We start from the raw sequence: 23115 nt of genomic DNA on the forward strand, positions 1-23115 counted from the left end.
TCGGATGAAACAATGAAACAACACGATCAGTCAGAGATTTCTGTAGGAACATTATATATCGTTCCCACCCCTATTGGTAACTTAGCCGACATTACCCAACGCGCGCTGACCGTCTTAGAAAAGGTCGATCTGGTTGCAGCAGAAGATACACGTCATACCGGCCTACTCCTACAACATTTCGCCATCAATGCGCGCTTATTCTCATTACATGATCACAATGAACAGCAAAAAGCAGATGTTTTAATAAGTAAATTACAACAAGGGGAAAGTATAGCCTTGGTTTCCGATGCAGGAACCCCTTTAATCAATGATCCCGGCTACCACCTCGTCACCCGTTGCCGTCAAGCGGGGCTAAAAGTTGTCCCCCTTCCAGGTGCCTGTGCTGCCATTACCGCCTTAAGTGCGTCTGGACTGCCCTCTGATCGTTTTTGTTACGAAGGATTTCTTCCTGCCAAAAGTAAAGGTCGCCGCGATGCGCTAAGGGCCTTACTGGAGGAACCTCGCACCTTAATATTTTACGAATCGACCCACCGCTTGCTTGATTGCTTGACAGACATGGTCAGCGAACTTGGCGAACATCGTCATGTAGTGCTTGCCCGGGAAATTACCAAGACCTGGGAGTCTATCCACGGCGCGCCAGTCGGTGAGCTATTGGCGTGGGTGCAGGCCGATGAAAATCGTCGTAAAGGCGAAATGGTGTTGATTGTTGCAGGCTTTGAAAGGCAAGAGGAAGAACTCCCTGCAGAAGCCTTACGTACCCTAGCATTATTGCAGGCCGAATTGCCCCTCAAGAAAGCCGCAGCCTTGGCGGCTGAAATCCATGGCGTGAAGAAAAATGCGTTATATAAGCATGGATTAGCGCAGCAGCAGGCCAATTAAACGATAGAAAAACGTGACAATGGCGGTAATTTCCCCTATCATCCGCCGCCGAAGCTGACCAGACAGTCGCCGCTTCGTCGTCGTCCCGAAAGGGAGACGGGCGGAGGGGAGGAAAGTCCGGGCTCCATAGGGCAGGGTGCCAGGTAACGCCTGGGGGGCGCAAGCCTACGACCAGTGCAACAGAGAGCAAACCGCCGATGGCCCGTAAGGGATCAGGTAAGGGTGAAAGGGTGCGGTAAGAGCGCACCGCGCGGCTGGCAACAGTCCGTGGCACGGTAAACTCCACCCGGAGCAAGGCCAAATAGGGGTTCACATGGTACGGCCCGTACTGAACCCGGGTAGGCTGCTTGAGCCAGTGAGCGATTGCTGGCCTAGAGGAATGACTGTCCACGACAGAACCCGGCTTACCGGTCAGCTTCACCTTTTTAAAGAAGAGGTTACTGCATGCAGTAACCTCTTTTTTTATTCTTCCATCAGCCGATTTTTACCGGCAAGTAAGCCCATTACCATCATCACAACAGCTAATATCAAACAGAAAAGTAACGGTAAATGCCAGCTTCCGCTCTGTTGATGCAATGTCCCCATCGCAGCGGGTCCGACTGCCGCGAGTAAATAGCCCACGGCCTGTGCCATCCCCGAAAGCGCCACCGCTTGATGAGCCGAACGGCTACGAAGGCCAATCAGCGATAGGCCGAGAATCATCGCTGCACCCGAGCCTATTCCAGCAAAGCTTACCCACACTATTGCCCAGCTTGGCATCCCCCATAATCCCATAAGACTCACTCCCCACAGGCTTGCCATCGCCATGGCTAACCAACGTTGATCGCGATAACGCGCAATCACGGTACCAATAACTAAGCCAGGAAGTGCCGTCGCGAGTTGTAGCAGTCCATGTAAGCTACCCGCCTCGGTGGCCGAAAAGCCACTGTCCACCAGAAGTGCGGGTAACCAACTGACTAATACGTAATAAATTAGCGAGTTCAACCCTAGATAGAGCGTAATTTGCCAAGCTAATGAAGAGCGCCAGATCCGTGCATTACTGCTCATCGCCGGGCGCGATAATCCGGTAACCGCCCTCCCCTTAAGCTGTTGTGCCCAGGCTATCAGGGCAATCAAGGGAAAAATCAGTAAGCTTAAGGAGGCCTGCGCCCAACCAAGATGCGTGGCAAGCGGTACCACCAGCACAGAGGCTAACGCGGCGCTGATGCCCATCGTTAACGAATAAGCCCCAGTCATTTTGGGCAGGATACTGACGAAATCGCGCTTTAATAAACTTGGTAGGATCACATTGCCTACCGCTATACCCGCACCGATGATCACCGTACCAAGATACAGGAAGGTGACCGTCCCCAGCGCACGCAGCACGACCCCGAGACAAATGGCGACTAAGGCCACGGCAACACTGCGTTCTAATCCAAGGTAACGGGTCAAATAAGGCACCAGCGGCGAGAGTAAAGCAAAAGCCAGTAACGGTAAGGTAGTAAGCAGCCCTACCTGCATCGTATCTAAATCTAATGTTTGGCCAAGCGTCGCTAATAGTGGGGCGAGTCCGGTAAAAGGCGCTCTAAGCGTTGTCGCAACCAATAAAATGCCAATAATTAACGATTTTTTTGAGTGATGAGTCATTGCAGGCGACGCCATAGGAGAATCTCTTTTGTTGATAAGCCCGTAGCATACCCCCTCTTCAGCAGGGTTAAATCAAGCTATAATGACAATTTATCGCTAAAAATGGACAATATGCATATTCCCACTATTCCACAGGGCTTCGATCCGGATCGTCATCTCGATAAGGTGGGAGTTTTTCGGGTTAAAGCCAGTGAATCTTTCCATGAACTTGCCTTTCATCAGCATCGTAAAGGCCAATTAATTCTGCCCTTGCAAGGTACGATTACCTGCCAAGTTGAAGATGGCATCTGGATGGCGCCGACTGGGCAAGCTATCTGGATTCCGAGCCATGTTATCCATAGCAATAAAGTCTCACAACACGCGGAGTTTTGTTTCGTCTTTATTGAACCGCACAGTGCCGAGATGCCCAAGGAATGCTGCACGTTACGTATTTCCGCTCTCGTCAGAGAACTTATTTTTCGCTTAGCGTCTCTTCCTCTAAGCCAGTATCACTCCTCGAAGACGCAGCGTGTGATTGCGGTTCTGCTCGACCTGCTGGTTGAACAGCCAATAGGTAAGTTACAGCTACCGATGTCGAATCATCCTAAAATCCGTTTGTTGGTTGAGGCAATCCAGCAGCCCGGCCAAGCGAAGCACCCTGCAGCCTATTGGGCAAAAAAGTTGGCATTGTGTGAGAGAAGCTTAGCGCGGCTAATGATTAACGAAACAGGATTGAGCTTTCGTCCATGGCGACAACAGTTACAGCTCATTATTGCCATCAATCGATTGGTTGACGGCGAGCGCGTAGAAATTATCGCCCATGAATTAGGTTATGAGTCGGTAACAGCCTTTATTACTATGTTCAAGAAGGCGCTAGGCATAACCCCTGGCCAATATCGACAAGGAATTAATGCCTAGCATGCTGAGTATTCAGCGATATTTACGATGATTTTCGTTACGTAGCGCTGAGATTTGTTGCGCGGTCTGTTTAGCCTCAGCCAACTTACCGAGCTTAACCTGTTGTTCGGCTTGGTTAACTTTGGTGATGAGCTGATCGAACGCATTGCGCCAATCCTGCATGGCCGGGCTTTGCGGCGCGCTCCCTGCTAATGAAGGGGGAGTCGCCGTTTTAGCGTCTTTTGCTGCATCGCGCATTTGCGTTAACGCCTGTTGCATTTCACTCGGCTGATTGCTGCTCAATACGGTACTCAGGCCCGAGGATAGACTGAGCATATCTCCTTCTAAGTCTGCGGCTCGAACAGAAAAAGTTAACGAGGAACAAACTAACGCGGTACTGAGTACGGCCAAACCTATTTGTCGCATAGCGTCTTCCCTTTATTGACCAGCGATACTCATCTGTTCTAACAGAATCGAACCACATTGGATATTGCCTCGCTCATCAATATCATCGCCGACCGTTACCATCGTACGCCACATATCCTGTAGGTTACTGGCAATAGTAATCTCGCTGACAGGATATTGAATTTCACCGTTCTCTACCCAAAAACCTGCGGCTCCGCGTGAGTAGTCACCGGTCATTGCGCTAACGCCCTGCCCCATCAATTCAGTGACCACCAGCCCCGTTCCCATTCTTTTCAGTAACTGCTCGAAGCTTTGCCCCTGACCGGCTAAACGCCAGTTATGGATCCCACCTGCGTGACCGGTACTTTGTAACCCCAATTTCCGAGCAGAGTAACTGGTCATCAGCCAAGTTTGTAATACCCCTTGATCGACAATCGTACGTTGCTGGGTGCGTACGCCTTCGCTATCGAAAGGCGAGGATGCCGTCCCTTTTAGTAGATGTGGTTGTTCGGTAATCGATAACCACTCTGGGAAGATTTGTTTACCCAAGCTATCGAGTAAAAAAGTCGACTTACGATAGACACTGCTACCGCTAATAGCACCTACTAGGTGTCCAATCAGCCCACTCGCGACTTCGGGGGCAAATAAAACGGGTGCTTTTCGGGTTGAGAGTTTTTGTGGAGACAAGCGCGACAAGGTACGGCGTGCACACTCCTTCCCTACCCATTCAGCACTTTGTAGGTCGGCAAAATCACGCCCTGATGTATAAGCGTAATCTCGTTCCATCTGACCATTCTGCTCAGCAATCACCGAACTGAACATGGAGTGACGCGTTGAACAGTAACTTTTCAAAAATCCGTGGCTGTTTCCAAAGACGCGAATCCCCGCATGGCTACTAAAACTTCCGCCTTCGCTATTCACGATGCGTGAGTCACACTCCAATGCCGCTTGCTCAGCCGCCGCTGCATACTCGATGGCACGATCGGGCGTGATGGCTAAAGGGTGGTAAAGATCCAAATCTGGGGCATCCCATGCCAGTAAAGAGGCATCAGCCACATCGGAGAAAGGATCCTCTGAGGTATAGCGAGCAATATCGATTGCCGCCTGCACCGCACGTTCAATGGCTACAGGGCTTAAATCGGTAGAGGAGGCACTGCCTTTACGCTGCCCGAGATAAACGGTGATACCAAGGGCACCATCGCTATTAAATTCAACATTCTCTACTTCACCGTAGCGAGTGCTTACGCTCAGTCCAGTCGTTTTATTAACGGCGACTTCTGCGCCATCTGTGCGGCTTTTTGCGAAGGTTAAGGCATGTTCGACCGCGTGTTCAAGAACCTGTTGTTGTTCTAAAACTTGAAGAGATTCACTCATTGCTCTGCCATCTGCTGTTATCTGAAGGTAGAATGAGTTTAACAGAGTCAGAGAACAATTTCGCAGTCTGGCTGTAACCTGATAGCATAAGCCACTTTTTTTAGGAGCCCTACCATGATTAACCCGCCCGATGAGTGGCTCGACCACCAGCCTGATCCACAAGAAGAAGAAGACGAAGAGATAATTTGGGTCAGTAAAAGCGAAATTAAACGTGATGCCGAAGAGCTAAAACGTCTTGGAATGGAAATGATGGAGTTAAGCAAGAACGAACTCGATCGAATTCCGCTTGATGAAGAATTACGTCAAGCCATTGAACTTGCACAACGCATCAAGAAAGAAGGCCGTCGTCGCCAAATCCAGTTAATTGGAAAAATGCTACGCTCACGCGATGAGCAGCCTATCCGCTTAGCACTCGACAAGCTGAAAAATAGACATAACCAACAAGTCGCCTTATTCCACAAATTAGAAGTTTTGCGTGATCGTCTAATTGAACAAGGGGATAGCGCGATGGATGAAGTGATTGAGCTATACCCAATGGCAGATCGTCAACAACTTCGCAGCTTGATTCGTAATGCACAAAAAGAGAAAGCAACGAATAAGCCGCCAAAGTCATCCCGCCAGATTTTCCAATATCTGCGTGAGCTCGCCGAAGCCTAATCCTTTACTGCCGCCCAGCGTCTACACTGAGCGGCATTTTTTATTACGCTAGTGTTGAGGCCGAAAGGCTATCCAACAGCTTCTGGTGTATCCCTTCGAAACCGCCGTTACTCATCACCAAAATAACATCGCCTGGTTTCACAGACTTAGTGATCATTGCGACTAACTGCGTGATGTCAGCGCTCCATTGCACCGGCTGGACGCAAGCCTCTGCAACCTCAGCAACTTGCCAAGGGATATGGCTCGGCTGGAATAGAAACACTTCGTCGGCACGAGCCAAGGAAGGAGCAAGTTCATTCTTACTGACCCCTAACTTCATCGTATTCGAACGAGGCTCTAAAACTGCCAAAATGCGACGAGTCCCGCCAATTTTACTCCGCAGCGCAGAGAGCGTTGCTAAAATAGCCGTGGGGTGGTGAGCAAAGTCATCATAAACTTCAATGCCATTCACCGTTCCGCGGAGTTCGAGACGCCGTCTTGCATTGACGAACTCATTTAGCGCTTTCGCTGCATCCTGTGGAGTGATCCCAATATGCCTAGCCGCAGCGATTGCCATCAAGCCATTGTTCATATTATGTTCACCGACTAATCCCCACTCAACCTCTGCGACCACTTCATTGTTGAGTTTTACTGACCAGCGGGAGGCATCGGGGCAGCTTTTCTGTGCCAGCCACTGGCCGTGTGGACCCGTTGTCTCTTGCTCACTCCAGCAGCCCATCCCGATAACGTGACGCAAATTATGATCCTGCTCTGGCCAGATCACTTTTCCTTTACCTGGAACGATACGCAGTAAATGGTGGAACTGCTTTTTCACTGCATTCAAGTCATCAAAGATGTCCGCATGGTCAAATTCGAGATTATTCAACACCAGCGTACGTGGGCAGTAATGAACGAATTTTGACCGCTTATCGAAGAAGGCACTGTCATATTCATCTGCCTCGATAACGAAAAACGGACTATCGCCTAAACGTGCTGAGACATCAAAGTTACCGGGTACGCCCCCAATAACAAAACCCGGAGCCATGCCACACGACTCGAGGATCCACGCGACCATACCTGAGGTAGTGGTCTTACCATGGGTCCCGGCAACGGCGATTACCCAGCGATCACGCAAAATAAAATCGTGTAGCCACTGTGGACCCGAAACATAAGGAATATTATTTTCCAGAACGGCTTCGACGCAAGGATTTCCCCGCGACATGGCGTTACCGATAATCACTAAATCAGGTGCCGGATCCAGCTGCTGTGGATCGTAGCCTTGAGTCAAACTAATGCCTTGTTGTGCCAACAAGGTACTCATCGGTGGATAGACGTTCGCATCGGACCCTGTTACTTCATGCCCCAAGGCCCTCGCGAGAATGGCTAAACCACCCATGAATGTTCCACAGATACCAAGAATATGAATTCGCATTAAGAGATCTACCACTAAGTTTTTTGTACAGTTTACCTATATCGCATTTAGGAGCAACTCAGAGGATTGATTTGATCCGATCCGCAGTGTAGCTTGACTATACTGTTAATGAAAAGTAAACCAATTTACGATCAGGATACGCAATGAAGACCTTAGGCGAATTTATTGTTGAAAAACAAGCAGACTTTCCCCATGCCACCGGTGAGCTCACCGCCCTTCTTTCAGCAATCAAACTTGGCGCGAAAATTATTCATCGCGATATCAATAAAGCGGGCTTGTTAGATATTCTCGGCGCGAACGGTATCGAGAACGTACAAGGCGAGCAACAAATGAAGCTCGATTTATACGCGAACGAAAAACTAAAATCGGCATTAAAAGCCCGAGGTATTGTGGCTGGAATCGCCTCTGAAGAAGAAGACGAATTCGTTATTTTCGAAGGCTTCGAAGATGGTCGCTATGTGGTGTTAATGGATCCTTTAGACGGTTCATCAAATATCGATGTTAACGTTTCAGTGGGAACCATTTTCTCTATCTATCATCGTGTCACACCGGTCGGTACACCGATTACCGAAGAAGACTTTATGCAACCGGGTCACCAACAAGTGGCTGCAGGTTATGTCGTCTACGGGTCTTCAACCATGTTGGTGTATACCACCGGTAATGGTGTCAACGCCTTCACTTACGATCCATCTTTAGGGGTATTCTGCTTAAACCAAGAGCGTCTGACCTATCCACCCACTGGGAAAATGTACTCGATTAACGAAGGGTATTATGTTCACTTCCCGGTCGGCGTGAAAAAGTATCTAAAATTCTGCCAAGCAGAAGATGAGGCGACTCACCGCCCTTATACCTCACGCTACATCGGCTCATTAGTGGCTGACTTCCACCGTAATTTGCTAAAAGGTGGAATTTACCTCTATCCACAAACGGCGAGTCATCCAAAAGGAAAACTACGGTTATTATACGAGTGTAACCCAATGGCCTTCTTAGCCGAGCAAGCGGGAGGTAAAGCCAGTGATGGCGTTAACCGTATTCTCGATTTGAAACCGCAAACCATTCATGAACGTTGCCCATTTTATGTCGGAAACCAATACATGGTTGAAGATGTCGAACGTTTTATCAGTGAAAATCAATAAGCGATTAAAAAATCGGACACATACTGGTGCGTAATTCGCTATAATGCGCACCACAAATTTCATTGATAAATAGGAATCAACCATGAGCTTGAACCTCGTCGAAGCGGGTAAAGACTTACCTGAAGATATCAACGTTGTTATTGAAATCCCGGCAAACGCTGCGCCGATCAAATATGAAGTTGATAAAGAATCAGGAGCTCTGTTTGTTGACCGTTTCATGGCAACTGCAATGTTCTACCCATGTAACTACGGTTATATCAACCACACGCTTTCTTTAGATGGTGACCCGGTTGACGTTTTAGTTCCTACTCCATACCCCTTACAGCCGGGTTCAGTTATCCGTTGTCGTCCAGTCGGCGTACTGAAAATGACCGACGAGTCAGGCGAAGACGCTAAAGTCATTGCTGTACCACACAGCAAACTGTCTAAAGAGTACGATCACATCAACGATGTGAATGATCTGCCTGAGCTACTGCGCGGCCAAATTGCACACTTCTTCGAGCAATATAAAGCGCTGGAAAAAGGTAAGTGGGTGAAAGTGGAAGGTTGGGGCGACGCTGCTGCGGCGAAAGCGGAAATCGTTTCTTCTTTCGAGCGCGCTCAACAGAAGTAATTGTAAAAAAGCCGTCTTTCACGACGGCTTTTTTTTAAGGGTTCTCAATCCTATCTAGCCAATTCCCACTCGGTATTTGCTGGCGGCCTGCCACAGAGCGCTGATAAATATACATCCACGCACTGCCGTAAGGCGTCGAGACGAGTTGACGCTTATATTCGCCCCCTTTCGTTCTCAAAGCATCCAGCTCACCTAATGTCATCGCATCAATACGATATACTTCCCCCTCGATCGTCCCTTTACCGGGGATCACCCCCGGATAATGACCAAGATTATAGAGCTCGTAGCCTTCGACTTGATAGTCACCCAGCCACTGAGCATTCGTCATCCAATGACTATTTCCCTGCTTACGTCTTAAACTGCCATAGACAATGATTCGCATAGCTAAAACTCAAACTTATAAAGCACATCCAATGCCTGATCGACGCCAGACACTGCTTCCAGGTAGAGTTTAGGCATCAACCGATATCGTAGCGTAAGCGTTGCTAACGAATCGAAGAGTCCCACTCCGTATTTTACTTGTAGGCCTGGTAGTACATAGCCACTGACTTGGACTTGTTGGCTATCGCCAACGCCCGCGGTATCTAACGCTAAATTGCTGACACCAAAAGTCTCGCCGATTTTACCCATAACTTGGCCACTTTGTGCAACCCCTAAACCGACTAAAGCAGAAGTTAATGCATTACTATCATCACTGCTTCCAAGACCTTGGCCTCTTAATAAATAGGAGAGTGCCGCTTGTTGAGACATCGTCGGGTCGGAGAAGACCTCAACTTTTGGCTCATCGGCTAAACCGGTAACACGGATACCTGCGGTAACGTTGTCCTCAGTAGCATCAGGGTTACGGATAGCTTCTAAGTTCACATAAGGTTGATCAGGCGGTCCGGAGAACTGTAGTTGCCCTTTACGTACGATCAAGTCTTGTCCATAAGCATGGAAGCGACCTGAAGGGATATTGATTTGTCCATTTAAGCCCAAGCCATTTTTCCCTTGTCCTACTTTAAGATCGCCATTCAATCGCGCATTGAGACCAAATGCCGATAACCTTACATCATCGCCTACATGAATAATCAAGTTACTATTGATCGCCATGCTAGTCGTGGCCGGTTTAATTGGCTGTAAATGTTCATCGAGCATCACTTCATCCGACGATACGCCGACTGCGCTCTCTGGCACATCTTGCACCACAATTCTAGCCCAAGGGATATCGACTCGCCCATCGAGATTAAAGGCCGCAGGCGTGGCATCAAAAGTGAGGTCCGGTGAAACATCCATTCTCACCATTGGGGGCACAGTCACCCGGATTTTTTCACCCTTCGCGGCAATGTGCGCACGCCAGTTATCAAGTTGGCGCCAGTCGGCATTACCCGATAGATTCAAATTCCCATGTGCCGTTTGGATCAATCCTTCTAGCGTCGATGACATGCCATTAAAGACCATCGAAAGGTTTGCATCAGTCAGTTCAACCGGCATTGCGCTGGTTTGTGCTTTCGCATTTTTCAACGCCAGTTGACCAAACACCTGTGGGCTCTGGAGCGAACCCCCCAAGCGTAACTGGCTATTCAATACACCTTGAACACTTTCTCCTTTTGACAAGGCCGGGTTAAGTATTGCCAAGGAGAGATTATCAATCCCGACCGTTCCGCCTAATGTCCGACGGTTTTCGGGATCCGCAACCTGTACATTACCGGTGAGTTGACCATTGTTAGCCAACTTGATCAGCCACTGTAGTTGCGCTTTTCCTTTTACTAAGGCTGCTTTCAGATCTAAGCGGTCAAAGGCAATAGGTAGCATCTTGCCTTGTACATCTTGACGAACTTGAACGCCTTGGCCGTTCAAGCTGAGATTAGCGTCTGGTAGACCACCATTCGCCGTCCAGCTTACCCGCGTATCGCCACTAAAACGTCCGGATAATTGGGTCTGTGCGGGAAGAAAATCTTTTAACATCGCCAGATCAAGTTTGCGGATCTGTAGATGTGCATGTCCCGCGGGTCCGGCCACGATAGGTTCGGGTACACACAGCTCTGCGTTAGGATTCAACCAACAATGGCTACCGACCGTTATCGTCTGTTTAAGATTTTGATAGTCGAGACTCATCGCCCGGCTTAAGGTCACATTACCCACTGGCGTCGAGAATTGGCTCCGGGTTAAGCTACCTTGCCAACGTTGTTGCTGACGGTCGAAATGCCCTTTCAATGCTAACTCGCCTGCCACCGGCTTACCGGTAACTTTCAGGGTTAATTGATGAGCTTGCTCGTTACCCCCCGCATTCAACAAAATTTGCTGAATATCGACCCCTTCTTGATGTAACTGCTGCAGATTCAGGTTCAAATTACCCGATATCTGCTCTGCAGAGCTGACATTACCCTTCAAGGCTAAGGACTGTAGACGTATCTGTTGCCAACGTAGGGCACGCCCTTGCAGATCCACCTTCAACTCCGGCTGCTTAAGGGTGCCCCGTGCATTGATCATGCCTTTCAGCGTTCCACCTAGCCCAGGCAACGCATTGTCGAGCGCCGGTGCGTCAACATCTGCATCAAGCATCAATTTATCATTCAATTCGCCGTGGACATTAAGGTGATTACGCCCTAAGGCGACCAACAGCTGTGGAATTTTCCACTGCATGTAGCTATTGCCTTGCAAGCTCCCTTCAATGTTGACCGGATTCTGTTTAACGTTACCTTTGATATCGACCTTCGGCACGCTAAACTGCCAAGTGCCACCGAATACACTGCCCTTAGTTGTAATTTGCCCGTTAATTTTAGCTGGCCAATCTGGATATTGCCGTGCGGTATTGATGTTATTAAGCGTCAATTCACTGCGCCAGCTGATCGCCTTATTCCAGTCCACTAATGCATTAAGATCGATATTTCCTTGTAAAGCCGCCACGCGTAGCCGGTCTAAACTGAACTGACCCAGATCACCCTTACCGTTTAACGAGATTTGTGCAGGGGGAATACCCTGACCTGTTAAAGCAGCAGCGAGCTGAATTCGGTAGTCTGAAGCCTTACCTGAGGTATCGAGATTAAGATTATCGACTTGAACTTGAGCTGGGCCGGTGAGTGGCCAGCGTAAGCGCGGGCTATTCACTTTCAAAGAGAAAGGTAATCCCACTGTCGCCGGTTGTGCCATGGCATTTAATTGGGCTTTCACCGGACCAGAAAGGTTTATCGCCAAGTCAACTTGTTGTTTCATATTCCCTTTCAGCGCCAATTTCACTTTTTGTCCCTTAATCGGGTCAATATTTAGCGTACTGTTAAGGTTCATGTTTACCGGCCAATTATCGGCTAAATCAGCGTCGCCGCTAGCATGCAACTGCCCCTGTATCGCCTGAACTTGTAATTGTTGCAAAGCAATATGGTTGTTCTGGGCGCGCGCTTTTAGATTAAGTCGGTTAATCGTTAACTCGGTGTCCCCGGTTACCCTTAAGGTATTACCAGTAATGCCTTGAATATCGACATCTACCGGTAAGGTCACCGAAGGCAGGTCCAATAAGGGCTTAGCAAATAGCGTGCGGAGGGTATCACCCAATGGCGGTTGTTGTGCCGCGAGACGAGCCTGTTCATCTTCCGCTTTCTTCTGCTCTGCCGCCTGCTCTGGCGTTTGAGTGATCGCGGTTTTGGTTGCTTGGGCGGCGTTATCCACCGCTACTTTCGCCACCGTCGGCAAAGCCAATAAGAAATTATTGATTTGAGTAGGGGCTAAGGTAATTTGACGATTCTGCCAAGCAAGACCAGTACTGAACTCGCCCAGTGCAATACTCGTATCATCCACTTTCACATTGATATTATTTAAGCCAAGATGCTTAAGCGTGAGGGGATACGGGGTTGATATATCAGTTAACGGTTCGCTTTTTGTCTCTTCAACCGGCGCAGCGGGTGCCATCTTACTCGTATCAACAACGACACTGACATCGCGTAATGAGAGATCGTCAACACAAACCGAGGAGTGCCACAGACACGAAGTATTGACTGCCAAATGAAGCTGACCGCCACGGACTTCTACGCCTTGCATTTGATAAGTAATATCTCGCAAGTTCAGATCACGCCAGCCACCTTCTACTTGGCTAATGTGCAGGCCAGGTACCCAACGATTTGCCCCTTTAAACAACAGATGTAAACCAGACGTTGTACCAATTAATAAGGCAACAGTCGTCAGCAGCACTAAGACGATGACGAGCAGGCCGATTAATCCTTTTTTCCACCAACTCATAATTCAGGTCCTAAGCCAATATAAAACTGAACACCGTGGGTATCTTTGTCACCAATAGGCGTGGCAATATCAAATTTGATCGGTCCAACTGGCGATGCCCAACGCACCCCTACCCCGGCACCGGTCTTGATGTCGCTATCTTTGAAGTTATTGACTGCCTCGCCACTATCTAGGAACGCTGCTCCCCACCATTTTCCTGTAACGTTGTATTGATATTCGAACGATCCCGTCGCCATTTTACTGGCCCCGGTGAGGTTATTATCGCTATCACGAGGAGAGACATCTTTATATTTGTAACCACGAATGCTGCGGTCTCCCCCTGCAAAGAAACGAAGATCAGGTGGGACTTTGTCAAAGTCGTCAGTTTCAATCCAACCTAATGTTCCTCTTACCACGAAACGGTGTTTCTCTGCATAAGTACGGATCCAGACATTTGAGGCCTGTAAAATGACGAAGTCAGCACCAGAACCCCACGTCGTATCGGAAAAATCAACTGAATAGCGTTGTGAATCGCCCCAGGTTGGCATCAATCCGCCGCGCGAACGAGTTCGGTTAATACTCGCACCGGGATAAAGCAACATGGTGGTATTGGTATAGTTACCCTGAGTATAGTGGTCCAAACGCCACGTCAAGTTGAGCGCTTTTTGCCAACCACTGCTATTTTCCCAATAACGTGATCCAACGATTGTGGTTGAATCGGCTTTGGTATCATTTAGGTCCGTGCGCTTAAGCCCACCTTTAATGGTGTAATACTGTTCGATAGGATTTTTTAGTAGCGGAATTTTATAGGTAAAATCCAGCTGCTGTTCAGGTTGTGACAGATAGGTGTTAGCCGTGATGCTATGACCATATTCGTTTACCCAAGGTCGATTCCATGTCGCTTTGAGTTGCGGTCCGACGTCGGTGGAGAAACCGGCACCGACCTCTAGGCTATTTTTTACCGCCGGGGTCACCGCAGCATTGATAGGTAATACCTTGGTTTTTTGTGCACCCTTAAATTCAGGCGCAGCGACGACCGAACCAAACCACCCCATAGCGGATAAACGCCGGTTTAATTCTGCTAGCGTTTTTGAATCGTAATAGTCACCTTCATGGAAAGGTACCAATTTTTCTAAGTATTCTTCTCTGATTTGCGATCCAGTGAACGTAACTTTACCAAAGCGGTAACGTTGCCCTGTGTCGTAGTCAATATCCCAGAATGCTTGGTGTAACGGTAGCGATACGCCTAATTGGCTTTTGCGGTAAGCGCCGTCGAAATATCCCTTGCGTAACGCAATACTGGAAAACCCATTTTTAAATTTATCGTAGTCGCCATGGTTTAGAACGGTACCCACTTTAGGACGACCTTTCTCAACCCATTGTTCATACTCAGTATCGTGCTGCCCTTCACCTTCGACCACAAGGGTACTACCACCAATTTTGACTGGGACACCGGGGTCGACATGCACAGTGAGGACTTTTCCTGCTGGCAGAGCCTGTTCAGGCGATACACTATAGGTAATCACCGGCTCGTAATAGCCAAGCGCACGTAAGCTTTGTTTGATAACGGCATCAAGGCGGGCTTGAAACCGGCTGTCCGCGCTGATTTCTTCGCTAGTAATAGTTGCCAATCTAACTCTGACATTATTTTGTAGTTCGCCAGAAAGCCCTTCTAGGTTCAGCCTGACCGTCGCGGCCTGGAGTGAGGGTGCGGCTAACAAAAGTGCTGCCATACTATAATGGGTTAAACGTGTCACGAACTCTCCTGTTGAACATCCATTTGCAGCAGCAAATCGCGTAATAGCATTAAAATATACACACTGTCGCCAGCTTAGTCTTGCTCAAACCTTATAAAGTCTTAATCAAATAATAATTTTTCTTATCAATCGCGCTATTGTCCAAAAACCCTGCACAAATTACAACCAGCGATCTAAAAGCGTTCTATAATGCTGAATTTCTGCGCAGATCCCTCTAGCGACTTATTCCTTGCTACTGCTATACTCTGCCTAGGCAGTTATCACTGCCATTTCTGTTGCTGAGCACTATTCATAGTGAATATGCCCTGACAGACATTTTTGGCACGGATAACGTGTTCTTCCTCACTAACTGCCTGAATAAAGCTTTGTTGTGAAGTTGCCCAGGCCAAAAATGACAAGCTGATAAACTTCGGACTCCTTATGTTAGATAGCTTACTTGTCATCCTAGTATTAATAGTAATTAGTTTTTTCTTTGCCATGTCAGAGATCTCTCTGGCCGCCGCGCGAAAAATCAAACTTAGACTTCTTGCCAACGATGGTGATATACGTGCAGAGCATGTGCTCAAACTTCAAGAATCACCGGGTATGTTCTTTACCGTTGTGCAGATCGGGGTCAATGCTGTGGCCATTCTCGGCGGTATTGTCGGGGATTCTGCCTTTATGCCGGTATTCTCTGATTTCTTTCATCGCTTCTTATCCCCAGAGTTATCAGAAAAGCTGAGTTTCATCTGTTCATTCACCGTCGTGACGAGCCTCTTTATTCTCTTTGCTGACCTCACCCCAAAACGAATCGGTATGATTGCTCCAGAGGCTATCGCCCTGAGAATTATTGGACCGATGCGAATCTGTTTATTGATTTTCCGTCCATTGGTCTGGTTTTTTAACGGTATGGCTAACAATGTCTTCCGCCTATTTAAAATTCCTATGGATCGTAAAGACGATATCACGCCGGATGATATTTATGCGGTAGTGGAAGCGGGTGCCTTGGCAGGTGTATTACGTAAACAAGAGCATGAACTGATTGAAAACGTGTTTGAGCTAGAATCTCGTACTGTCCCCTCTTCTATGACCTCTCGGGAAAACATCGTTTGGTTTGACCTAAATGAAGAAGAAGCAGTATTAAAATCGAAAATTGCTGATCACCCACATTCTAAGTTCTTGGTCTGCAATGGCGATATCGACCATATTGTCGGTTATGTTGATTCTAAAGAGTTACTGCTACGCGTTCTGGGTAATCAGAGCATGACCTTGAGCAGCGGTGTACAAATCCGTTCAGCCTTGATCGTCCCCGATACCTTAACCCTGTCTGAAGCCTTAGAAAGTTTTAAAACAGCGGGAGAAGATTTCGCCGTAATTATGAACGAATACGCTTTAGTAGTGGGGATTATCACGCTTAATGATGTGATGACGACACTGATGGGCGATTTAGTCGGTCAAGGTTTTGAAGAGCAAATCGTGGCACGCGATGCCAATTCGTGGTTAGTCGAAGGCGGAACACCGATCGATGATGTCGTACGTGTCCTGCATATCGAAGAGTTCCCACACTCGGGTAACTATGAAACCATTGGTGGTTTTATGATGTATATGCTGCGTAAAATCCCGAAACGGACTGACTTTGTTATCTTCTCTGGCTATAAGTTTGAGGTAGTTGATATCGATAACTACCGTATTGACCAATTATTGGTCACGCGCGTCAGTGACGAACGCCCTACTCCATTAACCCCTGCGGGCCAAGTGATCGACGAGATTACAGGTAAGCAACAATAATGGTTCGGGCCACAGAAGCAGTGCTTTGGTGGCCCGATGATTAGAATTTGACGTGTAATTCATTGACCTGGCGGTTAATTTCAGACATTACACTTAAACGCTGAATATCGCCATTAACAGGTTTCAATACCCTTCCTTGGTCGAAATGAAACTCACCAACATCTTCAATATAAATCTGCCCTTTAAATAACGTTTTAACGTAACGGGCGATTTGAATCGGATTATATCGTTTATAAATTTTCACTGGGTCTTTCTCTCTTTCGCTCCTGCGTTCTGAGATAGAGTGTAGTTTGTTATCCAGAAAACACAAAAATTACAGCCTAATAATCTTTGATTAACATATCAAAAATAGTGATTTTGACTAATAAATCAGTCTTTGATGATGATATCTAAGCCTTTTATTTCTTATGCTAAAGAAATTACTCAGAATTATCGGCAGGTTTTGTGACAAGTTTATGGCAAAAGAGAATTATTTTGCCCCCTTAGATAAGGGAGCAAAAGAAAAGCAGAGGAATTAAAACAGCGACACGCGAAAACCTGGATTCAAGAAAGATTCTCGGGGGGTATAATCAAGTGTACGACCATGCCAATCGGTGACTTGCGCGCCAGCGGCCAAGGCGACTGCATGGCCAGCTCCTGTATCCCAAATGTTAGTGGGTCCAAAACGGGGATAAAGTTGCGCTTTCCCTTCTGCGACTAAACAAAACTTGAGTGAAGAGCCAATCGCTACGGTCTGATGTTCGCCAAGCTGATGCAGATAATCGCTAAGCTCTTGGTCATTATTGGCATGGGAGCGACTCACCACGACTAAAGGCGGTTGCGCGTTTGTGACAGTGATTTGATGCCGCTGCCCTGTCGCTTCTTCTTTCCACGCTTTACCCTCCGCCGCACAATACAGTTCATCCAATACCGGGGCGTACACGACACCAAGGACGGGTTTACCCTCCTCTATCAACGCGATATTAACGGTAAACTCACCATTACGCTTAATGAATTCCTTGGTACCATCCAGCGGGTCTACTAGCCAATAGCGGGTCCAAGTCTGACGCTCCGACCACGCCACGACTGACTCTTCAGATAAAATAGGAATGTCAGGGGTTAAAGCCTGTAGGCCATCAATAATCACGCTATTTGCAGCGATATCCGCGGCAGTGACGGGTGAATCGTCGGTTTTAATCTGCACATCAAGCCCCTCTTCGCGATGATAGATTTTTAGGATCTCCTCACCGGCTCGGCGCGCGATTTGATTAATTTGGTCTAACATTCTCAGCCTCCTGTCAACGACAGTTAGTAATATCAGAAATAATGATAATTGAGGTTACCATACTCCGTCATAGGCTCTGGGTAAACCTCATGACGTAGGCGAAAAAAAACCGGCACTAGGCCGGTTGATTACGAAAGGTGAATTACAAAATATCGAGTAATTCAACTTCGAAGACGAGCGTACTGAATGGCGGAATTGAAGCGCCTGCGCCACGCTCACCATACGCAAGATGTTGAGGGATAACGAGTTCCCACTTCGAGCCTACTGGCATCAAGGTCAATGCCTCGATCCATCCAGCGATCACACCACTTACTGGGAACTCTGCAGGCTCCCCACGTGCTACAGAGCTATCAAACACAGTACCGTCAGTGAGTTTACCGGTGTAATGCACACGTACGCGATCTTGGCGAGAAGGAATAGCGCCTTCACCTTGTGTCAGGACACGGAACTGTAAGCCCGATTCGGTACTGTTGACACCCTCACGTTGGCGATTTTCTTCCAGGTATTTTGCCCCTTCAGCAGCCATTTCTTTAGTGCGCTCATCACGTACCGCTTCTGCACGTTCGTGCATTTCACGTAGTGCGCGATGTAAAACATCCATAGGCACAGCCGGCGAGTTTCCTTCCAGCGCATCACGCAGACCAGCTAATAGGGCATCAGGTTCCAGACCTTGTAATCCTGATTCTAATAATTGCTGTCCGACTTGCAGGCCAATACCGTAGCTTGCTTGCGTTTCGACACTGTCAAAAGAAAGAGTCGTCATTTCTGTTCCTTTCATCTAAATAAATTGAACCGCAAGGATAGCAGCGTCCGGGCTATTCGTAAAATTGATCCGCTGAGTAATGACTTTTTCTTAAGAAAGATTAACAATGATAGCTGTAATAGCGGCTGAACCTCAGCCCAACGCTAAAGGAGGCAGCGATGAAGGAGAGGATTTCGATTTATTTTCAAGCAATCGGGCAATTTTATCGATACAAGGTTCGCCCACGCCTTGAACCACTGCTCGCCCCCTTCTCGCCTTGGCAACGACGAGCGATGGCCATTTCAGCACTACTCATTGTTATTGGCTTAATATTACCAGGTCCTCCCTCACCCCCAGATGTCACCCTACATCATATTGATCCGCCGGAGGCACTCACTGCGCAAAGCGATTCGCAGGGGTCATGGCACACTTACCATGTTGCCGCAGGAGAAACTTTAGCCCAACTCTTTCGCGATCAGGGACTGGCAACAGAAGCGCTTTATGCAATGGCTAACGTTCAGGGAAGTGATAAACCGTTGGGGACATTGAGTGCTGGACAAGCCGTGAAGATACGGATGACAGCCAATAAGACGGTAACAGGGTTAACGCTGGAGAATACGCGAGGGCAAGTATTATTTGTCCGCCAAGAAGATGGGCGCTTCCTACGGGTACAATAGTTAAAAGCAAAAATGCCGGCTTTCGCCGGCATTTTTCTCACAACTGAAATTACTCAGCAGCGATTTTGATAACCAGTTTAGCGAAAACTTCGCCGTGAACTTGGAAATCAACTTCGTGGTCACCAGTGGTGCGAAGTACACCATTTGGTAAACGCACTTCACTTTTAGCAACAGCAACACCTGCAGCGGTCACAGCATCCGCGATATCGCGAGTACCGATTGAACCGAACAGTTTACCGCCTTCACCCGCTTTAGTTGCGAGGGTGACAGTGCCCAGTGCATTGATTTTCTCAGCACGAGCATTAGCAGCAGCCAGAGTTTCCGCTAATTTAGCTTCTAACTCAGCACGGCGAGTTTCGAAAAACTCGATGTTGTTTTTAGTTGCTGGGACAGCTTTACCTTGTGGTACCAGGAAGTTACGAGCGTAGCCCGCTTTAACATTAACCTGATCACCTAGGTTGCCCAGGTTTGCTACTTTATCAAGCAGAATAACTTGCATTACCTTATCCTCTTAAAGTCGTTAATGGACAGCTACCGATTACTGATGACGATCAGTGTACGGTAACAGGGACAGGTAACGCGCGCGCTTGATAGCACGGGCCAGCTGACGCTGGTATTTTGCACGGGTACCGGTAATACGGCTTGGTACAATCTTACCGCTTTCAGTGATGTAGTTTTTCAGCGTTGCGATATCTTTATAATCGATCTCTTGAACGCCTTCCGCGGTGAAACGGCAGAACTTGCGACGACGGAAATAACGTGCCATTTGGCTAGTCTCCAGAATCTATCAATTCAATCTGCTCGGCATGCAGTACAAGTTTACTTTGGCCTGTTTTCGCCTTGTGGCTATGGACAAAACCTTCAAGTAAAAGCTGCTTGCCGACCGTTATATATTGAGTAATAAACTGATGTTCGTGTCCACTGATAATCACAGGGATACGGCATACAGCCAGCCGGTTTATCCCGGCTTCCCGCTGCATAGATTCATGCTCTAACACGAATTGGCAATGCGGGATTCCTGACGGGCTAGTTTTTCTTACAACGGCTGTACACACGTGTCCAGACAGTTGTAGACGATTAGCCACCATCAAGAATTACTCTTCAGAATCCTCAGCATCTGAGTCATCAGCGGCTTCATTAGCAAAGTCATCACGACGATCACGACGTTCTTCTTTTGCTTTAACCATTGGTGATGCTTCAGTTACCGCATGCTTAACGCGCATGACCATGCTGCGGATAACGGCGTCGTTGAAGCGGAAGTTTGTTTCCAGCTCGTCAATCACTTCTTGCGGAGCTTCAACGTTCAGAAGAACGTAGTGTGCTTTGTGCAATTTGTTGATTGGGTAAGCCAGCTGACGGCGGCCCCAGTCTTCCAGACGGTGGATCTTGCCTTCTGCACCAGTGATAGCACCAGTGTAACGCTCGATCATGCCAGGAACCTGTTCGCTCTGGTCAGGATGAACCATAAATACGATTTCGTAATGACGCATCGGTTGCTCCTTACGGATTATTCAGCCTCCTGTCAGGGTCAGCCGCGGCCCATGGAAGCAAGGAACGTTTTAAAATGCGGCTGAAAAATTTGACGCGTAATAATACTGATACTGGTAGCTAAACACAAGACAATACCTCGCTTATTTAGTAAACATCTCGATTATTACCCATCTCGGCCCACCAAGGTCTATACTGGTGACGATTATCATAGGAGGAGTTATGTTAAAACCCATTGGTATTATTGCTGCGCTGCTGGTCGCACCAGGCGCTTTTGCCGCCGAGACCACCTTTAGTGATCTGGTTAAAACGCCGGAAGGGGGGAAAGCCCTTACTGCCTTAATCAGCCACCAGCACCTCCCCAACTGGATAAAAACCGGTGGCGTAGAGTCCCCCGCACAAACTGTAACGGTTAAAGGAAATGATTATCAGGTCTACACCATCTGTAAACCACACAATTGCGGTAACCAACAATTCGCAGTCCTTTATTCCGCAAAACTCAAACAGATGAGTGGGCTTTACCTACAAACCAACGAAAAGTCGCATCGCGAGACATTGCAATGGCTGAATATCAGTGATGAGTTATCCATCGATGGCAAAACGATTCTCTACGCGGCGACCACTGGTAGTTTATCGAATCATCCAACAGCCTTTAATTATGGTGATTAGAGAGTAAAATCGTACACATGAGGGCAGTTTACGCTGTCCTCTTCCCTCCCTCTCTTCCGCTGGTGGTAGCCCTTTTATCACTGTAAAAAACTTTATTATTCTTCCCTACTTTACTCTCTCGAAAAAAAGCCTATTTTAGCAGGTTAGAACCATTTCTAGGCTGCATTCACCGGTAGTTGGGCATAGAAATTGCTTAGATAGTATTACCCGATCTTGTCCTAGGTGGTGTGGAATGACTCAAGAAGTAACATATAAGCGTAATTTAGGTTTATGGCAGGTTGTGATCGTCGGTATTGCCTATATGACACCGATGACGGTGTTTGATACCTTCGGTATTGTTTCTGGTATGACGTCAGGCCGCGTCCCTTTAGCCTATCTCTTGGCGCTTTTTGCTGTTTTATTAACAGCATTCAGCTATGGCAAAATGGTCAAGGTATTCCCCAAGGCTGGTTCCGCCTATACTTATGCCCGCAAGACTTGCGGTAATAGAGTCGGATTTTTAGTAGGTTGGGCTTCCCTACTTGATTATATGCTGTTACCGATGATCAATGCGTTGCTCGCAGGGATTTATCTACGCTCCCTCTTTCCCCAAGCCCCTTCGTGGCTGTGGATAGTACTGTTCACCGGTTTAGTCACTTGGGTAAATAGCCGAAATATTCGTTTGCTTGCCAACCTCAACTTCCTGTTTGTAGGAGCTCCAGTACTCTTGATGGCCGTCTTTGTTTGGCTCGTCATCCAAGGTGTGGGGCACCAACATGGACATGAGGCAGTTTGGACCTTAAAACCTCTTTGGAATGGCGAACAGACGTTTCTACCGCTAGTAGCAGGAGCCGCGGTACTCTGTTTCTCATTTCTCGGCTTTGATGCGGTGACAACATTATCCGATGAGTCTCATCAACCTGACCGAACGATTCCGCGAGCGGTTCTGCTGACAGCCTTGATCGGTGGGATTATTTTCTTTATCGCAGCATGGTTCACCCAGCTTTACTTCCCGACCAATATTGAATTTAAAAACCCAACGGAAGCAATGCCAGAAATTGTGTTATACGTGGGAGGTAAGTTCTTCCAATCCGTCTTCCTCGTGGCGATTTTGGTAAACACTTTTGCCTCCGGCCTGGCCTCTCATGCGAGTGCCGCACGCTTACTGCATATCATGGGACGAGATGGTATTTTTCCTATCGCTAAGTTTCGCTATATCCACCCTCGTTTAGGTAGCCCGCTCTACTGCGTGCTGTTTGTCGGGGCGTTAGCGATGACCGCTGTGTTCTTTAATCTTGATACCGCAGTCTCTTTGATTAGCTTTGGTGCATTAGTCGCCTTCACCTCAGTCAATGTATCGGTCATTGCGTATTATGCTATTCAGCAAAAACACCTAAAAACGCCTGCGCATTGGCTTGCCCATTTATTGATTCCTGTGGCCGGTATTTTATGTGTCGGGGTGATGTGGCTGAACTTAGACCAAGATGCGATGCGATTGGGCTTAGTTTGGACAGCAATCGGGATAGGGTGGATTATCTGGTATTGGTGGACAAAGAAAGAGCTCGTATTTAGCCATTAACAATAACCCCGCTTACCTAGGGTAA

Annotated in this window: 23 protein-coding genes and 1 other RNA gene; 10 read left to right on the forward strand and 14 right to left on the reverse strand. The window is 47.8% G+C overall.

Going from position 1 to position 23115, the window contains the following annotated elements; genetic code table 11:
- Positions 1-12 precede the first annotated feature (12 nt).
- Positions 13-879, forward strand: a complete 867-nt coding sequence (rsmI, locus tag QJR74_RS12360; protein WP_304372126.1) for a 16S rRNA (cytidine(1402)-2'-O)-methyltransferase — start codon at positions 13-15, stop codon at positions 877-879.
- Between the two features lie 50 nt (positions 880-929).
- Positions 930-1302: RNase P RNA component class A (gene rnpB, locus QJR74_RS12365), an RNA gene on the forward strand.
- Positions 1303-1341: 39 nt separating this feature from the next.
- Here the strand turns inward: rnpB and QJR74_RS12370 are convergent.
- Entirely contained in the window at positions 1342-2520 is a 1179-nt protein-coding gene (locus QJR74_RS12370; RefSeq protein ID WP_304372127.1) for an MFS transporter, read from the reverse strand.
- 96 nt (positions 2521-2616) lie between these two features.
- Here QJR74_RS12370 and QJR74_RS12375 point away from each other — a divergent pair, with 96 nt between their 5' ends.
- Positions 2617-3402, forward strand: a complete 786-nt coding sequence (locus tag QJR74_RS12375; RefSeq protein ID WP_304372128.1) for an AraC family transcriptional regulator — start codon at positions 2617-2619, stop codon at positions 3400-3402.
- A gap of 12 nt (positions 3403-3414) precedes the next feature.
- Here QJR74_RS12375 and QJR74_RS12380 read toward each other — a convergent pair whose 3' ends face one another.
- Together QJR74_RS12380 and pmbA are read right to left on the reverse strand one after the other, a co-directional pair.
- Positions 3415-3807 (reverse strand): cytochrome b562, encoded by a 393-nt coding sequence (locus tag QJR74_RS12380; RefSeq protein WP_304372129.1) that lies wholly within the window; start codon positions 3805-3807, stop codon positions 3415-3417.
- 12 nt (positions 3808-3819) lie between these two features.
- The gene (gene pmbA / locus QJR74_RS12385) at positions 3820-5160 is read right to left on the reverse strand and encodes a metalloprotease PmbA (RefSeq protein ID WP_304372130.1); all 1341 of its coding nucleotides are present in this window, start codon (positions 5158-5160) and stop codon (positions 3820-3822) included.
- A 114-nt stretch (positions 5161-5274) separates the two neighbouring features.
- On the opposite strand from pmbA, the gene yjgA reads away from it, so the two are divergent.
- Positions 5275-5817 carry a ribosome biogenesis factor YjgA gene (yjgA, locus tag QJR74_RS12390; protein WP_304372131.1) on the forward strand — a complete coding sequence of 181 codons (543 nt, stop codon included), beginning with the start codon at positions 5275-5277 and terminating at the stop codon, positions 5815-5817.
- Between the two features lie 43 nt (positions 5818-5860).
- Here the strand turns inward: yjgA and mpl are convergent, their stop codons facing one another.
- Positions 5861-7228 (reverse strand): UDP-N-acetylmuramate:L-alanyl-gamma-D-glutamyl-meso-diaminopimelate ligase, encoded by a 1368-nt coding sequence (gene mpl / locus QJR74_RS12395; RefSeq protein ID WP_304372132.1) that lies wholly within the window; start codon positions 7226-7228, stop codon positions 5861-5863.
- Positions 7229-7371: 143 nt separating this feature from the next.
- Between mpl and fbp the strand changes: the two genes are divergently transcribed.
- A complete protein-coding gene (gene fbp / locus QJR74_RS12400; protein WP_304372133.1) occupies positions 7372-8364 on the forward strand; it encodes a class 1 fructose-bisphosphatase in 993 nt (330 codons plus the stop codon).
- Positions 8365-8446: 82 nt separating this feature from the next.
- Positions 8447-8977, forward strand: coding sequence for an inorganic diphosphatase (ppa, locus tag QJR74_RS12405; RefSeq protein ID WP_241623559.1), 531 nt, complete (start codon positions 8447-8449; stop codon positions 8975-8977).
- 34 nt (positions 8978-9011) lie between these two features.
- On the opposite strand, the gene QJR74_RS12410 is transcribed toward ppa, so the two are convergent.
- From QJR74_RS12410 to tamA, 3 genes are read right to left on the reverse strand one after another with little or no spacing between them, the layout of a single operon-like run.
- A complete protein-coding gene (locus QJR74_RS12410; protein WP_304372134.1) occupies positions 9012-9359 on the reverse strand; it encodes a gamma-glutamylcyclotransferase family protein in 348 nt (115 codons plus the stop codon).
- Between the two features lie 2 nt (positions 9360-9361).
- A complete protein-coding gene (gene tamB, locus QJR74_RS12415; protein WP_304372135.1) occupies positions 9362-13189 on the reverse strand; it encodes an autotransporter assembly complex protein TamB in 3828 nt (1275 codons plus the stop codon).
- A complete protein-coding gene (gene tamA / locus QJR74_RS12420; RefSeq protein WP_304374044.1) occupies positions 13186-14901 on the reverse strand; it encodes an autotransporter assembly complex protein TamA in 1716 nt (571 codons plus the stop codon). Before tamA ends, tamB begins: the two co-directional genes overlap by 4 nt.
- A gap of 444 nt (positions 14902-15345) precedes the next feature.
- Between tamA and QJR74_RS12425 the strand changes: the two genes are divergently transcribed.
- Positions 15346-16692: a hemolysin family protein gene (locus QJR74_RS12425; protein WP_099823506.1), complete on the forward strand. Its 1347-nt coding sequence runs from the start codon at positions 15346-15348 to the stop codon at positions 16690-16692.
- A gap of 40 nt (positions 16693-16732) precedes the next feature.
- Here QJR74_RS12425 and QJR74_RS12430 read toward each other — a convergent pair whose 3' ends face one another.
- From QJR74_RS12430 to fklB, 3 genes are all read right to left on the reverse strand, one after another.
- Positions 16733-16936, reverse strand: a complete 204-nt coding sequence (locus QJR74_RS12430) for a DUF1107 domain-containing protein (protein ID WP_304372136.1) — start codon at positions 16934-16936, stop codon at positions 16733-16735.
- Between the two features lie 270 nt (positions 16937-17206).
- Positions 17207-17956: a 3'(2'),5'-bisphosphate nucleotidase CysQ gene (gene cysQ / locus QJR74_RS12435; protein ID WP_304372137.1), complete on the reverse strand. Its 750-nt coding sequence runs from the start codon at positions 17954-17956 to the stop codon at positions 17207-17209.
- A gap of 142 nt (positions 17957-18098) precedes the next feature.
- Positions 18099-18719 carry an FKBP-type peptidyl-prolyl cis-trans isomerase gene (gene fklB / locus QJR74_RS12440; protein ID WP_304372138.1) on the reverse strand — a complete coding sequence of 207 codons (621 nt, stop codon included), beginning with the start codon at positions 18717-18719 and terminating at the stop codon, positions 18099-18101.
- Between the two features lie 158 nt (positions 18720-18877).
- Between fklB and QJR74_RS12445 the strand changes: the two genes are divergently transcribed.
- Positions 18878-19375, forward strand: a complete 498-nt coding sequence (locus QJR74_RS12445; protein WP_304372139.1) for a LysM-like peptidoglycan-binding domain-containing protein — start codon at positions 18878-18880, stop codon at positions 19373-19375.
- A gap of 49 nt (positions 19376-19424) precedes the next feature.
- Here QJR74_RS12445 and rplI read toward each other — a convergent pair whose 3' ends face one another.
- Genes rplI through rpsF form a run of 4 tightly spaced genes read right to left on the reverse strand, consistent with a single transcriptional unit; the run spans position 19425 to position 20865 of the window.
- Positions 19425-19874, reverse strand: coding sequence for a 50S ribosomal protein L9 (gene rplI / locus QJR74_RS12450; protein WP_048912781.1), 450 nt, complete (start codon positions 19872-19874; stop codon positions 19425-19427).
- Positions 19875-19913: 39 nt separating this feature from the next.
- Entirely contained in the window at positions 19914-20141 is a 228-nt protein-coding gene (rpsR, locus tag QJR74_RS12455; RefSeq protein ID WP_000135199.1) for a 30S ribosomal protein S18, read from the reverse strand.
- 4 nt (positions 20142-20145) lie between these two features.
- Complete coding sequence (gene priB, locus QJR74_RS12460) at positions 20146-20460, reverse strand: primosomal replication protein N (protein ID WP_304374045.1); 315 nt, start codon at positions 20458-20460, stop codon at positions 20146-20148.
- Positions 20461-20469: 9 nt separating this feature from the next.
- The gene (gene rpsF / locus QJR74_RS12465) at positions 20470-20865 is read right to left on the reverse strand and encodes a 30S ribosomal protein S6 (RefSeq protein WP_048912783.1); all 396 of its coding nucleotides are present in this window, start codon (positions 20863-20865) and stop codon (positions 20470-20472) included.
- A 220-nt stretch (positions 20866-21085) separates the two neighbouring features.
- Here rpsF and QJR74_RS12470 point away from each other — a divergent pair, with 220 nt between their 5' ends.
- Together QJR74_RS12470 and QJR74_RS12475 are read left to right on the forward strand one after the other, a co-directional pair.
- The gene (locus tag QJR74_RS12470) at positions 21086-21532 is read left to right on the forward strand and encodes an Ivy family c-type lysozyme inhibitor (RefSeq protein ID WP_304372140.1); all 447 of its coding nucleotides are present in this window, start codon (positions 21086-21088) and stop codon (positions 21530-21532) included.
- 232 nt (positions 21533-21764) lie between these two features.
- Positions 21765-23090 carry an APC family permease gene (locus tag QJR74_RS12475; RefSeq protein ID WP_304372141.1) on the forward strand — a complete coding sequence of 442 codons (1326 nt, stop codon included), beginning with the start codon at positions 21765-21767 and terminating at the stop codon, positions 23088-23090.
- Positions 23091-23115: the final 25 nt, after the last annotated feature.

Source organism: Tatumella ptyseos (assembly GCF_030552895.1).
GTDB lineage: Bacteria > Pseudomonadota > Gammaproteobacteria > Enterobacterales > Enterobacteriaceae > Rosenbergiella > Rosenbergiella ptyseos_A.

Bases quoted from the DNA above. Each gene is read 5' to 3' on its own strand.
- rsmI (WP_304372126.1), top strand. From the start codon at position 13: ATGAAACAACACGATCAGTCAGAGATTTCTGTAGGAACATTATATATC.
- QJR74_RS12370 (WP_304372127.1), bottom strand. From the start codon at position 2,520: ATGGCGTCGCCTGCAATGACTCATCACTCAAAAAAATCGTTAATTATT.
- QJR74_RS12375 (WP_304372128.1), top strand. From the start codon at position 2,617: ATGCATATTCCCACTATTCCACAGGGCTTCGATCCGGATCGTCATCTC.
- QJR74_RS12380 (WP_304372129.1), bottom strand. From the start codon at position 3,807: ATGCGACAAATAGGTTTGGCCGTACTCAGTACCGCGTTAGTTTGTTCC.
- pmbA (WP_304372130.1), bottom strand. From the start codon at position 5,160: ATGAGTGAATCTCTTCAAGTTTTAGAACAACAACAGGTTCTTGAACAC.
- yjgA (WP_304372131.1), top strand. From the start codon at position 5,275: ATGATTAACCCGCCCGATGAGTGGCTCGACCACCAGCCTGATCCACAA.
- mpl (WP_304372132.1), bottom strand. From the start codon at position 7,228: ATGCGAATTCATATTCTTGGTATCTGTGGAACATTCATGGGTGGTTTA.
- fbp (WP_304372133.1), top strand. From the start codon at position 7,372: ATGAAGACCTTAGGCGAATTTATTGTTGAAAAACAAGCAGACTTTCCC.
- ppa (WP_241623559.1), top strand. From the start codon at position 8,447: ATGAGCTTGAACCTCGTCGAAGCGGGTAAAGACTTACCTGAAGATATC.
- QJR74_RS12410 (WP_304372134.1), bottom strand. From the start codon at position 9,359: ATGCGAATCATTGTCTATGGCAGTTTAAGACGTAAGCAGGGAAATAGT.
- tamB (WP_304372135.1), bottom strand. From the start codon at position 13,189: ATGAGTTGGTGGAAAAAAGGATTAATCGGCCTGCTCGTCATCGTCTTA.
- tamA (WP_304374044.1), bottom strand. From the start codon at position 14,901: ATGGCAGCACTTTTGTTAGCCGCACCCTCACTCCAGGCCGCGACGGTC.
- QJR74_RS12425 (WP_099823506.1), top strand. From the start codon at position 15,346: ATGTTAGATAGCTTACTTGTCATCCTAGTATTAATAGTAATTAGTTTT.
- cysQ (WP_304372137.1), bottom strand. From the start codon at position 17,956: ATGTTAGACCAAATTAATCAAATCGCGCGCCGAGCCGGTGAGGAGATC.
- fklB (WP_304372138.1), bottom strand. From the start codon at position 18,719: ATGACGACTCTTTCTTTTGACAGTGTCGAAACGCAAGCAAGCTACGGT.
- QJR74_RS12445 (WP_304372139.1), top strand. From the start codon at position 18,878: ATGAAGGAGAGGATTTCGATTTATTTTCAAGCAATCGGGCAATTTTAT.
- rplI (WP_048912781.1), bottom strand. From the start codon at position 19,874: ATGCAAGTTATTCTGCTTGATAAAGTAGCAAACCTGGGCAACCTAGGT.
- rpsR (WP_000135199.1), bottom strand. From the start codon at position 20,141: ATGGCACGTTATTTCCGTCGTCGCAAGTTCTGCCGTTTCACCGCGGAA.
- rpsF (WP_048912783.1), bottom strand. From the start codon at position 20,865: ATGCGTCATTACGAAATCGTATTTATGGTTCATCCTGACCAGAGCGAA.
- QJR74_RS12470 (WP_304372140.1), top strand. From the start codon at position 21,086: ATGTTAAAACCCATTGGTATTATTGCTGCGCTGCTGGTCGCACCAGGC.
- QJR74_RS12475 (WP_304372141.1), top strand. From the start codon at position 21,765: ATGACTCAAGAAGTAACATATAAGCGTAATTTAGGTTTATGGCAGGTT.